This window comes from Citrobacter farmeri, assembly GCF_019048065.1.
GTDB lineage: Bacteria > Pseudomonadota > Gammaproteobacteria > Enterobacterales > Enterobacteriaceae > Citrobacter_A > Citrobacter_A farmeri.
In genome coordinates, this window is sequence record NZ_CP077292.1 from 39,845 (window position 1) to 52,334 (window position 12,490).

Consider the following 12,490-nt stretch of genomic DNA (forward strand, 5'->3'; position numbering starts at 1 on the left):
CTACGCGAAATTTATATCTCAAAAAGGAGTTAAAAATGAAAATTCGCCTAATAGCCACTTCCCTGCTTATCAGTTCAAGCTTGCTGTTGTCTGCCTGTGACGATAAAAATAGTGCCGACATGTCGTTGAATAGAACGAAAGTTCTCGATGGAAAAGCTTCAATAGTGATGCCGGATGGATTTATTAAAATGCCGCAGAACATGCTGGAAACAAAATATCCTGCATCCCAGCGACCACAGGAGGCATGGTACATAGAAAGTGAGGGGGGCAAGGTTTCTATTGCCTTCAGTGCTACCACTAATTCTGTCTCTGAGTCTCAGGTTGATAAAGTTGCAGGAGCAATGAAACAACAGCTCAAAACATTTTCTCCGTCAGTATCTGAAGTTACTGTAAATGGTAAAAAAATGAGCCGTATCGAGATGGTTACCCCTGCTGCCGACGGGAAAATTTACAACCTGATGCAACTTTCTTCCTATAACGGAAAACTGCTGATATCTACTTTTAATGCTACTGAAGACCTGAAGGAAAAATATGTACAGGCCGGAAATGATGCGTTGTCGTCTTTAAGCTACTGAAAGAGATTTGTTTTTTTCAGAGATGACAGAAGGGTAAAACTGACATCAGTCTATTTTCACTGGTTTAAAAAAAAGAGCCGAACTGCAGGTGATGATAACCGCAGAACGAACATTGAACGCTCTTACTTTCTTTAATTCATTCATCAGGAAACGGATGCTTTTAGGTGTGATTACTTGTGTCCTTGAGGGGATTGCCAAGAATATCTTCCTCTGGAAGACATCCGGTTGCTGAATGAAGCTGATTACCTGTAGGTGAAATAGCTGGCAGGTAAATGTTTATTAATAAAATGGAGTTTTAACATGAAAATGAATCGTCTTTTGGTGTCTGTACTGATGTCTTCTACGATATTGTCCACAGGAGCACTGGCATCTAACGGTACCATCAACTTTACCGGTACCGTTGTGGCCAGCGCCTGCGACACGGATGTTACCGTCAGCTATACAGGGGGAAGCTACACATCTACTGCCGGCGTGGTTACTGCTCAGATCGATCTGCCTGATACAACTCCGGCCTCTCTGTCTACTGTTGGTAGCTATGCTGGTCATACCCCATTTAGTATCAAACTGACAAACTGCCTGGCTGGAACCACTTCTCCGAATAACGTGTATACCCGTTTTGTATCAGGCCAGACCGCTCCTGGTGACTCAAACGTGCTGGCAAATACTGCCAGCTCTGGCGCAGCAACGAACGTTGGAATTGCCATCCTGAGACCAGATAACCAGACTCAGATTAATATTAACGCCGATCGTCTTTCCTCACCTGGTGCGGTTGACGCGGGCGCGGCTTTGCCTGTTTCCACTGGTTCTGCAGATTCGGTAACACTGAACTATGTGGCGGCTTATAAGGCGCTGGGTGCATCGGTTGGGACTGGTGACGTAGCTGCCAGGACTCAGTTTGAGATTGTGTACTACTGAAACCCCATCAGTCCCGCTTTAGCGGGACTGATTTTCCTGTTCCTCTTGTGGGATGTTCAGAGAATTATTTCATCCGCTTTAAGGAAAAACGGAGTCAGTCCATGGATAACATTCAACACTTTTTTCGCCTGTCACAACATGGGCTGCTACGCGTCTGCGTGGTATATATCTTCCTGTCTGCAGGGGCCATGGCGGACTCCGGGTTTGAAGAAGGGTTCCTGATACGGGACAAAAACGGTGCTTCACCAGATGTGTTCATTTATCAGAATGCTGTCACCCCGGGGCTGAAAATAGTCGATATCCGGGTCAATGACCAGTTGGCAGAACGCGCAGAAGTACACTTTGTCAGCAACAACCAGCAGAATGCTGTTCCCTGCCTGTCACGGGAAATGTTGCGGAAACTGGGTATTCGGGTGGATTTATACAATGGCTGGGTCACTCCAGATGATGAAAACGGGCAGATCCCTGACACCTTACAACCGGCACTGTGTGAGGATATCACTCAGCGTATCCCCGCTGCTCAACTCAGCTATGACGACGCACATCAGATACTACAGATGACAGTCCCTCAGGAAGCTGTGGACAGCCAGCGCTTCACCATGATTTCTCCGCTGGAGTGGGATCACGGCGTGCCGAGCCTGCGCACGGCATATAGAGGTTATTTTTATAACTCACGAACTAAAGGGCGTTCCAATAGCGGAAAGGAGGAAGACTCCACATCACGCAGTTCTTATATCAACCTGAATAGCACAGGAACTCTCGGGGCATGGCGTCTGTACAGCATCGATTCGTTTTACCGTAATCCCGGAAAAGGCTGGGATTCTAATCACGATCGCATGTACCTTTCCCGGGATGTTGCTTCCTGGCGCAGCAACTTGCAGGCTGGGGAGATATACACAAAAACCTCCGGCTCCATGACTGGTACAGTACCTATTAGCGGAGTATCGTTGACTACCAGCGAACATATGTCACTGGACAACCAGTTTCGCTACGCACCTGTGATCCGTGGGGTAGCTCGAACCAACGCCCGACTGGTGGTGCGTCAGCGCAATAATATTATCTACAGTACCACCCTCACCCCAGGCCCCTTTGCCATTGATGATCTGTACAGTGCTCAGGTTGGGGCAGATCTGGAAGTTACAGTTGAGGAGTCAGACGGTCAGCAGCAGGTGTTCCGGGTACCGTACACTACTCTGCCCAATATGATACGTCCCGGAGCCCTACGCTACAGCGCGGCGACGGGGAAATACCGCAACCAGGGTTCAGATGTAAAAGAACCCTGGCTGGTGAACGGTAGTATGGAATACGGTTTTGAGCAGTTCACACTCAGTGGCACTTCACTGATAACAAATGATTACCAGACCGTGTCTGCCGGACTTGCGTGGAATATCGGTATGATTGGGGCTTTCTCCACTGAAGTTGCTCATGCCCGCTACCAGGATTCCTGGGACAGGAACGGCACCCGGGATGGATCGGCTGTGCGCTTTCTGTATGCCCGATATTTCGACCTTACCGATACCTCACTACAGATACTCGGTTATCAGTACCGGTCAGAAGAATTCCTGGGGTTTCAGGAATTTCTGTCACGCCAGAATCGCAGCAGTATCAACGGCTACGACTGGGGAGACGCTGAATGGGAGAGACGTAAACGCAGTCGGGTAGAAATGAACCTGAGCCAGAACCTCAGTGGTCACGGTAGCCTTTATGCCTCCGTGAGTCAGGATCGTTTTTACGGAACCGGCGATAAAAGTACCTCAATAAGTGCCGGAGCGGGAACCACTATTGGTCCTGCCAGCGTGTCTATTTCCTGGACCCATACTAAAGACGGTCATACCAACGATAACCAACTGGGTCTGTCGCTGAGTTTACCACTGAGTAGCAGTGCTCAAGGGCGAAGTAACGGCTTCCTGAACTATAACCTTACCCGTGACAGGGATAATAACTACAATCAATCAATGGGTTATTCCGGAAGTACAGCAGACAGCACTGTGAACTATTCAGCCAACATACAACGTAGCGTACAGGGAAAATATAGTCAGTCAGGATCACTGGGTTACAACGGCAGCCTGGCGAACATCAGTGGTAACGTCAGCCGTAGTAGCAGTTATTCCCAGTATTCGGCAGGGATGAATGGTGGACTGACCCTGTACGGTGGGGGTGTAATTCTTTCACCACGACTGGGAACAACGGTGGGTATAGTGAAAACTCCTGGTGCGTCTGGTGTCGGAGTGTCCGGATCGGCGAATGCCAGAACAGACTACTTCGGTCATGCGATGGTAACCAACCTGACGCCGTACCGTTACAACCAGGTGTCACTGGATACATCGAAAACCGATGGTGTGGAGCTTAAAGAGTCGTCACGTCGTGTAGTGCCAAGCGAAGGTGCAGCAGTGCTGCTGGAGTTTGCCACCAGAGTAGGGCGGCGTGCGATGGTGGAAATTCGCAGCCCTAAAGCAATACCGTTGGGAGCTATGGTGTATGCGAACGGGGAAAAGGAAGAGGCCGGGATTGTCGGCAACAAGGGGCTAACATACCTTAGCGGACTGGATGCCCGGACTGAGCAGTCCCTGAAAGTGGTATGGGGGGAGAGCTCTGCTGAGCAGTGCACATTCAACCTGCCGAAGGCAACGGACGCGCAGCGTAAGCCGGAAAATTGGTACCAGAAAATTGTGGTGGACTGCCAGTGAGGCGGTTTGCAGATGTCACAACAAAGGAGAAGGATTTAATGATAAGGATGAAAACAATGATGGGCTGCTTGCTAATAGCAGGGCTGTTGGCGGCGAACCTGACACAAGCGTCGGTACGTCCGTTGCTGACGCGGGTAGTGGCATATGCCGAAGACCGTGAGACAGCGGTGGAAGTGCTAAACAGTAGTGGCGAAGCCTATATGGTACAGTCGTGGCTGGAAGATTTACATGGCCGGGACAGCGATCTTCCGTTGGTGTTGACGCCGCCGGTAATGAAACTGGCGGGTAAATCTCAAGGTAAGCTTCGTCTGGTGGTGATGAAGGGAGCGATACCACAGGACCGGGAGTCAGCATACTGGCTTTCGGTGCAGGAAATACCGCCGAAGGCGAAGAACCCGGCCGATAACCGACTTCTGGTCGCAATACGTAGCAGGATAAAAGTGTTTGTACGACCTGAAGGTCTGAGTTCTGCGGGGGCTCGTGAGGCGGCAAAACAATTGACCTGGTCAGTGGAACAGGACGGAGGGAAGCGCTGGCTGAAGGCGACTAATCCAACACCCTACCACATCAGTTTTGGTGAACTGTCAGTCGGAAACGGTGCTGGTAAAGGAGTCAGACTGGAGGACAAGAACCATATGACGCCACCAAAGGGAAGCATGCGCTATCTTTTGCCAGCTGCGGTGAAGGAGGGGCGTCTGACGGTAACCTGGAGCGCAATGCTGGACTGGGGCGGTGAGGGTGAAACTATTAAGGCGGAGATCATCCCATGAAAGTAAGTGCGAGAAAAATAAAATTTCGCCAGGCATTTCTATTAATAGCTGGAATGCAGATTGTATTTGTTCCGTATTCAGCTTGTGCGGGTATTGTTGAGGCTTCCGACCTCCTTTGGTACAAAGGATCAGCAACAGGTGAAATTGCCGGAAAATGTATGCTGATTGAAAATGATTCATTTCCTTTAACTATACCCACCGCGATAGTTGTGGACAATAATGTTCCTGATGGCACAGTTATTTATTCATGGGATTATGGACAATTTATTGATCTTAATATCAACTGTAGAGGAGACGGAGATTCAGCTACTGGTGGGTACTATTTGAATGTAATAATACCTTCACAACGATTCATGCTTACATTCCCTGATGAAATAGGTGTCAGAATAAATGGCGTATCGTCAGGATTTAAAATAAAAATGTATGCAAAATATGACTGGGAGGGTCAGGAGATCTGTCAGGGGGGCATATGTCAAAATAACCCCTACTCTGGTTATTTCACTTCTGTAAACTCAGAAATAATTAGTAAAGGAACTGAGTATAATGGTTCGCATCTAAGGAGTCTTAGTGCTTTTAATCGCCCCAATATGCAGATATTTCCCTCACAGAATGCCTCTACTGGAAAATACCATATTTGGAATGGAAGCATTTCTGTTTCTACCAGAGCAGAGTTGATAAAAAATGGGCCTGTATCTTATGGAAATATTACATCCACTATTGGAAGTGGCGCTCAAAATAACGCTATAACTTTTGAAGGGACAAACACATCAATATTCCAGAGACTAAATGTCAGTACTCTTTCCGGAAACGCAATCACATTGGTAGCACCATCATGCCGTTTAAAAAACAATATTTATAATATATCTATGGGGCGCTGGTCCGCAGATATGATTAATTATAATAACGGAGGGTCAGTGACCAGTTCTGGTGTACCAGTAGAATTGACACTGGAATGTTCAGGAAACGTATCAAATGTTACTGCTAAATTTAACGACACTGGCAGCAATCCGTCTTCCGCTCAGGAAAAAAATATCACACTGTATAATGACGCGGGAAATAAAGTTGAGGGTCTGGAAATAGAAATGCGATATAATAACAACCGCATAAATATAGATGGCACTACGTTAAATATCGGAAGTCACGGTGCGTCAGCAAACTATCCTTCTTCTTCGCAGTTAGAGTATAATTCTGAAAGCATTGTAAATTTTTCAGCCCATTATCGTCAGACTGGTCAGATCACAAGTGGGGGGAACAGTTTTACTGGAAATGTCAGAGGTGCTGTCAATGTCACAATTGAGTATAACTAATACAAACCCCCTATCTGTAAGATCTGAAGATTAGTCATTCTTCAATGTAGACTATATTATTAGAGAATCATGAAAATGAAAAAAAAATTACTTTTGCTTTTAACACTGGCAATATTACCTTGTTCAAGTAACTTTGCTCAAATGAAAGCCAACTCTATATCAGAGAAAGGGAAGGAAAATTCAATTCAGCATAAGACAGTAAAAGTTATTGATGGTAAAGCTTCCATAGTGTTGCCGGTATTTTTTGAGAAAATGACTGAGCAGCAAATAAATGATAAATACGCCTCAGCCAATCCAAAACCAAAAGAAATCTGGTACCTCGATACGGGTAAAAGCATCATTACACTATCTTTTACAATGCCTTTTCCCGACAAGAAGCTTATTGATGAACATGTACCAAAGCTGGCAGAAATGATGAAACGTCAGATGGCTGACCTGAAGCCAGTCCTCACGACTAAAAAGGTGAATGGCCTTACAGTCAGTCGTCTGGAAACCGTGGCGAAAGATGCCTCGGGAAATGGTACAACAGTGTACTCGATATTACAGTTATCATCATTTAACGATAGATTACTGATGACTACATTCAATGTTTCTGCCCAGCTAAAGGATAAATACTATTCAACTGGAGAAGTAGCTTTGGATTCACTCACATACTGAATTTCACCCTGTTTTTTGACATACCCCGCTCTTTAAGAGTGGGGATTATTACAACCAGACAGTGGTACCCTGCAATAATAATGCTCTCCCATTACCATAACTACCTGTTTGTTGCTGACTTCAAAAGGATTAGGCATCGTTCTTCTTCATATCGCGACTCTCCACATGAAAAATATTGGTGGCCTCACTTTCATTGTTCCTACATTTACTGACGAAATCAAAAAAAATCTAAATTCATTACTTTTCCAAACCTTTAGTCTATTACAGACAGTCGTCTTACTATAGATCCTGTCGCTTCCCGGCGCGAGAAGAGTGTTGAGCTAAAGTTATGCTGTTCAGTTAAAAAAGCAAAACTGTTTTGTTTAAATTGTGTTTATGTTCGTGTGGTTATTATATGTTACCTACAACTATCGTGCATATTTTTATTCTTTAATACAGCAGATTTTTTAAGGTGGTTTTATTAGTTATATGTGACATTACCATAAATATGATAGCAACTAACTGATAATCTTATTATTTTGTAAGTGAGTATTTTTCTATGACTCAAAATTAAATGGTTTATACTATGAATAAAGTTATATATTTATCAACTGGCGCAGCAATGAAAAGGCTAAACAATAGATTGACTGAGTATGGTCAAAAAGTTCACAAAAACAGGAAAGGGAAAGAAAGAGATTATTTAGGGACATTTTGTATCAAAGATATATATACAGGAGAAATATTATCTTTCGCTGACTCACTTACCCAATGGTTGAAAGAGGAGTGGTTATTGAATCCCAATGAGTATGTTTGCCAGGATAAAAAGTAACTATGTTTTCATTTTAAATATTCATTCAGACGCAAAGACATGAAAAAGCGTTGAATTAAATAAGTTTTTTTATAAAAAATATTCTTTGCACTATTTTTTGTAAAAAATACGTAAATGCTATGTTTTTTTTGGGTATAACATGGTTTTTTCATGGTCGGCATATCTCACAGTAACGAGAAATCGAACCTGAGACACTTGGTTTGGTGGAAAAATAACAAAATCAGACAAATCACCTAATATCCATACTGTTATAAAGTGTAATTTAGTGTAATATTATCTTTGCAAAAACAGCACTCACAAACATAAGGATATAAAAATGTCTCAACTTTTTAAAATCATTATTCTCGGTTTTGCTCTTACCACTCTGACTGCATGTACTGGTAGCATCGAAAACAAAAAAAACAATTGTAGTTACGATTATCTGCTTCATCCAGCAATATCTATCTCTAAAGTTATCGGCGGTTGCGGCCCGGAGGCTGACGTCAAGTAATCTCCTTCATTTGACATCCTCCCCGCCCTAAAGGACGGGGATTCCTGCAGCGTTCAGACCGAGCCTGGTTCGCCCCGGAGGGTTCCTGCTTCAACGGGCGGCCTGACTGCACCATCCCTCCACAGACAAGCACGGTATGTCTTGCCGCAAAAATGTTACGGGCACCATTGATATCCGCGTTCTCAGTATATCCACACTCAAGGCTCTCGAATCTACTTTGTGACAGGCGGTTTTCTTTCGCTGTATGACCACAACAGGCGCAACGCTGGCTGGTATATGCCGGGTGAATTGCCAGAATCTGACCACCGCACCAGAGCTGTTTGTACTCAAGCTGACGCCGCATTTCATGCCAGCCTTGATCCAGTATCGGGCGGTTCAAGCCTGATTTGGCTTTGACGTTTCTTCCGTGTTTCTCTGTTGTGCCTTTTGCTGTTTTCGACATGTTACTGACCTTCAAATCTTCAATGATGATCATCGCGTGATTTTTGCTGATTTCACTGGTGACTTTGGTTAACTTTAAACCTGTATTTACAGGAGGAGTGTCCGATAACTTCAGGTGATTTTATTTCTCGGCGTGAACCCCATTATTCCGAAAGTCAGAAAAATGCTTCGCACTAAAAAAGATTTCAACCCTTCTTAATAACTGCTGTACCATTGTTATTCCAGAATAACGACCAGCATTTTATTTCTTCTGCTGAGTTTTCATTACCGGCTCATTTTCCGGACTGTTCCTTCCTCTGCCGGAGATTCCATCTGAACCATATAAATCATTGTGACTCCGGGCGGGATGACCGGTGGAAATTCTTTATCGCCATATGCCCTTTCCGGTGGTATCACAATGGTCAACGCCCGTGCTGGCGCAACAGGCCAATGGCTTCCCGGAAAACCGCCGGATATTCCGACAGCTTCATCGTTATCACAGCTCCGGTCAGCTCCATATCTTTCACCGTGGTGCCATCAGTCAGACTTCCCCTGACCGAAATATCCGCCACCGGATCGCCTGACAGCAGAGGTTCATCCCCTGCATACTCAATCAGATACCACAGCCCCGAGGGGGGCTGCTTCACACCGGGTTGTTTCCTGAAGCTGGTCAGCCAATTGGCGGCGGTCTGCTTTTCTTTTACAGCCGTGTTTTTGATGGCTTTCAGCACCAGACTGTCCCGTTCGGCATACGTTTCCTCCAGGGCCATTTCTGTCATACGGCGAGCGGGTTTTCCACCACGCATAAAACCCGGCCCGGGTAACGACACATCGTCATGACACCCCATACAGTGCGGTGTTCATCGATAAAACGGTACTTCAGTCGGGCCCTGAGCTTCAGGATCTCGCTTTTCGTTTCCATCATAGTGTATCTATCATCTATACTGATACTCATACCATGAGTATGTGAAATGGAGTACATAATGAAGCAGCGTATTACTGTCACCATCGACAGCGACAACTATCAACTACTCAAATCGGCAGACGTGAATATCTCCGGGCTGGTGAATACAGCCATGCAGAAAGAGGCCCGACGTCTGCGTGCTGAACGCTGGCAAGCTGAAAATCAGGAAGGGATGGCTGAAGTCGCCCGGTTTATTGAAATGAACGGCTCCTTTGCAGACGAAAACAGGGACTGGTGAGATGCAGTTCAGGGTTTACACCTATAAAAGAGAAAGCCGCTACAGCCTATTCGTGGACGTGCAGAGTAACATCATCGACACACCCGGCCGCCGGATGATGATCCCTCTGGTCAGTGCCCGTCTGCTGTCTGACAAAATCACACGGGAACTGTACCCGGTGGTGCATATCGGCGATGACAGTTATCGTCTGGTGACTACCGATATGGCCAGTGTGCCAGCTTCGGTGATCGGAGAAGAAGTGAGCGACCTCAGTCACCGGGAGAATGACATCAAGAATGCTATTAACCTGATGTTCTGGGGGATATGACAGGTCTGACCGAAGACGACCTGGCGCAGATCCGCCACTAATCACTCTTTCTTGGCACTCTGCTTCAGTGCAGTCGCCAGTCAGCGGGTAATAAAAAGGTTTTCGTGCGCCGGAGACGGGACCCGTCCGTCCTGGCGGGCCAGTTTTTAATACCGTAGCACAGAGTGTAGCAGAAACGCCCCCTCACTCACCCTTCGGCACACATACGCCGCGCAGGGTCAGTTCCCCGGCGTTAACCCGCTTCATGGCCGTCAGCGCCTCCTTACAGGCCCGTTCGGTGGTAAATTCCTGCGAGTGTACGGCCAACACCGGCTGTTTCACCCCGTTTGATGAAACAGCAAACGGCGATGACAACCAGAAAATCAGTATCCACATACTTTCCGTCCTTTCCGTTCTTTCCGTTCTGCGTTTTATTCCACTTACCGGATTTCTTTTTCATTGATTCCAGACTCTGAAAAATGGCGATCGTATGGTACCACAGCCAGAAAACAGCCAGTAATGGTGGTTAACGGAATTGCCGTTCCAGACAGCGTTCCTGGCATTTCCTTTCACCGAATTCCTGCCGTTCTCTTTCATCGTAAAGGTGCCAGCGGCCATTGTAGTACGGCATATCAGTCCTCCCCGGCGTCCTGCCGGCGGTTCTCTTCCCCGCTCTTCAGTGGCCAGCGGATGCGGTGCATCTGCAGTTCGTCCGCCCTGCCTTGCTCCGGCGTGTGGCTTTCATTGATCTGCATGCGGATCATTATGCCCGCATCGTGGCAGGCCTGGAGCCACTGCGCCACCTGCAGGGGATCGCCGGCTAGACGGGTGACGTGACCAGTCCCGCGCCACAGTTGCAGACAGGTGGTGCCGTCAAGGCGGACCACGTAATCGCCCTGGCACGCCAGGTGCCAGGTGCCGTCCAGCTGCACCTGGCTGTCGCCGGCCGGAGTGTCAGCGTTATTCACAGCCCTGACCGGGAACAGGGGAAGCACCCGGACTTCCGTTGCCCGCCGTTCCGCGAGGATGCGTGCCTGTTCAGCGGCCAGGAGCGGGGCAGCCAGTTTACGCCACTGTTATTCCCACCCTGTTCATTCATATTGGCCCCGGTTCCGCCCATAGACTCACCGGCTGTGGGTCCATATCCACCAAGTTCTTTAGACATAAAACATTCCTCTTTGACTGTTTAAACAATAGGTTAAAGATAACCACACATGAAAATACTGTATATACATACAGCAAAAACTACACCGCCCCGTATCACATGTCAATATTGTGGATTTACGTTTTGTGAAAACGATCAAAAGGCCCGCAGGATCAGCAGGCAGACCTCATATACCTGAAACTGGATGGCCTGAAGCAGAAAAAGGGACTGCGCCCACAGGCAGAAAGCATGCAAACAATGGTCTGGCCTCTCCTGAAGAACGCAGACTGCAGCCAGAAACCATTTCGACGATTTGTCCTGATGGCAACCAGAGCAGGCAGTAAAAGCCCGATAATGGATACTGTTACGACCGCTATCTGTCTGAACCAGCGCCTCAGCAAAACAGTTTGCGTCCGGTGAAAGGCTGTGTGGTTTGTTCACTTTAATATCTTCCGCTGTGGTATTTTTCGGATCTGACAGCGAAATGAGAAATCGGCATGCAAAGTCAAAACAAGAATAGTGATGCAAAATATAGTAATTGCATCACAGAGTGGTTGTAAAAATTCCTACATCCATTATGCTTTAAAAAGCAGTTGTGTGATTCGTAATTACAGACGGACATCAAATATGACATATCAAGAGCAAGAACCTGATGTTAACAAAACAGCCACACTTACCATTCGTAACATCCCTCTTGATGTGGATAAAATGATTACGAAGCAGGCAAGCATTGCTGGAAAATCAAAAAGTGATTTCCTCAAAGAGTTTTTGACGCAGGAGTTTCAGGATCTGATAAAGAACTTCTGCCGGACAAGTCCGCTTGTCAGCCTGATGGATGAGGAACTTGGTAAGCAGTTCGGCGTAAAAGTCGCCGAACACTGGTTTGAAAACGATATGATCACCGGTATTAACCTTAAGTATAAGGCGCTACTGAAACTGGTCACCCATGATGATTTGCAGCAGATCATGATGAGGAACATGCCGTATCTTCAGCTGCGTGCCAGCCAGGTGCTGCACAGGCAGTTTGCTTATATTCCCCGTGGCTTATCCCTGACCTTTTCGCTTTTTAATGAAATTGCCAGTCGTGATGCGAAAATGATTGCTCGGGTATTCAATGAAATTTTTTATCTGGCCGGTGCTGAGAAGTTTTACAGTGACATTAATGCCATTCGCGCGGAGATGAAATTAGCCCCCGTGGACAGACTCTGAAACGAGAAAAGCCACCCCGA

The 12,490-nt window shown here is 46.6% G+C and carries 13 protein-coding genes and 2 pseudogenes; 11 read left to right on the plus strand and 4 right to left on the minus strand.

The annotated features are described in order from the left end of the window. Window positions 1–35 precede the first annotated feature (35 nt). From I6L53_RS23305 to I6L53_RS23340, 8 genes are all read left to right on the plus strand, one after another. The gene (locus I6L53_RS23305; RefSeq protein ID WP_042325785.1) at window positions 36–575 is read left to right on the plus strand and encodes a hypothetical protein; all 540 of its coding nucleotides are present in this window, start codon (window positions 36–38) and stop codon (window positions 573–575) included. Window positions 576–875: 300 nt separating this feature from the next. Continuing rightward, window positions 876–1,490 carry a fimbrial protein gene (locus I6L53_RS23310; RefSeq protein ID WP_042325787.1) on the plus strand — a complete coding sequence of 205 codons (615 nt, stop codon included), beginning with the start codon at window positions 876–878 and terminating at the stop codon, window positions 1,488–1,490. 101 nt (window positions 1,491–1,591) lie between these two features. After that, the gene (locus I6L53_RS23315) at window positions 1,592–4,177 is read left to right on the plus strand and encodes a fimbria/pilus outer membrane usher protein (protein WP_042325789.1); all 2,586 of its coding nucleotides are present in this window, start codon (window positions 1,592–1,594) and stop codon (window positions 4,175–4,177) included. 38 nt (window positions 4,178–4,215) lie between these two features. Further along, window positions 4,216–4,947, plus strand: a complete 732-nt coding sequence (locus tag I6L53_RS23320) for a fimbrial biogenesis chaperone (protein ID WP_042325791.1) — start codon at window positions 4,216–4,218, stop codon at window positions 4,945–4,947. Continuing rightward, the gene (locus I6L53_RS23325) at window positions 4,944–6,254 is read left to right on the plus strand and encodes a fimbrial protein (protein ID WP_042325793.1); all 1,311 of its coding nucleotides are present in this window, start codon (window positions 4,944–4,946) and stop codon (window positions 6,252–6,254) included. Before I6L53_RS23320 ends, I6L53_RS23325 begins: the two co-directional genes overlap by 4 nt. Before the next feature lie 75 nt (window positions 6,255–6,329). After that, on the plus strand, window positions 6,330–6,911 hold the full coding sequence (locus I6L53_RS23330; protein WP_042325795.1) for a hypothetical protein: 582 nt from the start codon (window positions 6,330–6,332) through the stop codon (window positions 6,909–6,911). Window positions 6,912–7,476: 565 nt separating this feature from the next. Beyond that, window positions 7,477–7,719, plus strand: coding sequence for a hypothetical protein (locus I6L53_RS23335; RefSeq protein ID WP_156970480.1), 243 nt, complete (start codon window positions 7,477–7,479; stop codon window positions 7,717–7,719). Window positions 7,720–8,035: 316 nt separating this feature from the next. Beyond that, window positions 8,036–8,209 carry a YhfL family protein gene (locus I6L53_RS23340; RefSeq protein ID WP_042325800.1) on the plus strand — a complete coding sequence of 58 codons (174 nt, stop codon included), beginning with the start codon at window positions 8,036–8,038 and terminating at the stop codon, window positions 8,207–8,209. 76 nt (window positions 8,210–8,285) lie between these two features. On the opposite strand, the pseudogene I6L53_RS23345 reads toward I6L53_RS23340, so the two are convergent. Together I6L53_RS23345 and I6L53_RS23350 are read right to left on the minus strand one after the other, a co-directional pair. Beyond that, window positions 8,286–8,723: pseudogene (locus tag I6L53_RS23345) on the minus strand (RNA-guided endonuclease InsQ/TnpB family protein); the annotation flags it as partial. A 328-nt stretch (window positions 8,724–9,051) separates the two neighbouring features. Further along, window positions 9,052–9,408, minus strand: coding sequence for an FKBP-type peptidyl-prolyl cis-trans isomerase N-terminal domain-containing protein (locus tag I6L53_RS23350; RefSeq protein ID WP_052425431.1), 357 nt, complete (start codon window positions 9,406–9,408; stop codon window positions 9,052–9,054). A 204-nt stretch (window positions 9,409–9,612) separates the two neighbouring features. Between I6L53_RS23350 and ccdA the strand changes: the two genes are divergently transcribed. Next, entirely contained in the window at window positions 9,613–9,831 is a 219-nt protein-coding gene (gene ccdA, locus I6L53_RS23355; protein WP_042325802.1) for a type II toxin-antitoxin system antitoxin CcdA, read from the plus strand. 1 nt (window position 9,832) lies between these two features. After that, on the plus strand, window positions 9,833–10,138 hold the full coding sequence (ccdB, locus tag I6L53_RS23360; RefSeq protein WP_042325804.1) for a type II toxin-antitoxin system toxin CcdB: 306 nt from the start codon (window positions 9,833–9,835) through the stop codon (window positions 10,136–10,138). Window positions 10,139–10,321: 183 nt separating this feature from the next. Here ccdB and I6L53_RS23365 read toward each other — a convergent pair whose 3' ends face one another. After that, on the minus strand, window positions 10,322–10,513 hold the full coding sequence (locus I6L53_RS23365; RefSeq protein ID WP_042325806.1) for a hypothetical protein: 192 nt from the start codon (window positions 10,511–10,513) through the stop codon (window positions 10,322–10,324). 323 nt (window positions 10,514–10,836) lie between these two features. Then, window positions 10,837–11,187, minus strand: a pseudogene (locus I6L53_RS23370) (hypothetical protein); the annotation flags it as partial. 701 nt (window positions 11,188–11,888) lie between these two features. Here I6L53_RS23370 and I6L53_RS23375 point away from each other — a divergent pair. Continuing rightward, entirely contained in the window at window positions 11,889–12,470 is a 582-nt protein-coding gene (locus I6L53_RS23375) for a hypothetical protein (protein WP_042325807.1), read from the plus strand. Window positions 12,471–12,490: the final 20 nt, after the last annotated feature.

Excerpts from the sequence above, each read along its gene's own strand:
- I6L53_RS23335 (WP_156970480.1), top strand. The coding sequence starts at position 7,477 with ATGAATAAAGTTATATATTTATCAACTGGCGCAGCAATGAAAAGGCTA.
- I6L53_RS23320 (WP_042325791.1), top strand. The coding sequence starts at position 4,216 with ATGATAAGGATGAAAACAATGATGGGCTGCTTGCTAATAGCAGGGCTG.
- I6L53_RS23305 (WP_042325785.1), top strand. The coding sequence starts at position 36 with ATGAAAATTCGCCTAATAGCCACTTCCCTGCTTATCAGTTCAAGCTTG.
- I6L53_RS23350 (WP_052425431.1), bottom strand. The coding sequence starts at position 9,408 with ATGACAGAAATGGCCCTGGAGGAAACGTATGCCGAACGGGACAGTCTG.
- I6L53_RS23330 (WP_042325795.1), top strand. The coding sequence starts at position 6,330 with ATGAAAAAAAAATTACTTTTGCTTTTAACACTGGCAATATTACCTTGT.
- I6L53_RS23310 (WP_042325787.1), top strand. The coding sequence starts at position 876 with ATGAAAATGAATCGTCTTTTGGTGTCTGTACTGATGTCTTCTACGATA.
- ccdB (WP_042325804.1), top strand. The coding sequence starts at position 9,833 with ATGCAGTTCAGGGTTTACACCTATAAAAGAGAAAGCCGCTACAGCCTA.
- ccdA (WP_042325802.1), top strand. The coding sequence starts at position 9,613 with ATGAAGCAGCGTATTACTGTCACCATCGACAGCGACAACTATCAACTA.
- I6L53_RS23375 (WP_042325807.1), top strand. The coding sequence starts at position 11,889 with ATGACATATCAAGAGCAAGAACCTGATGTTAACAAAACAGCCACACTT.
- I6L53_RS23340 (WP_042325800.1), top strand. The coding sequence starts at position 8,036 with ATGTCTCAACTTTTTAAAATCATTATTCTCGGTTTTGCTCTTACCACT.
- I6L53_RS23365 (WP_042325806.1), bottom strand. The coding sequence starts at position 10,513 with ATGTGGATACTGATTTTCTGGTTGTCATCGCCGTTTGCTGTTTCATCA.
- I6L53_RS23315 (WP_042325789.1), top strand. The coding sequence starts at position 1,592 with ATGGATAACATTCAACACTTTTTTCGCCTGTCACAACATGGGCTGCTA.
- I6L53_RS23325 (WP_042325793.1), top strand. The coding sequence starts at position 4,944 with ATGAAAGTAAGTGCGAGAAAAATAAAATTTCGCCAGGCATTTCTATTA.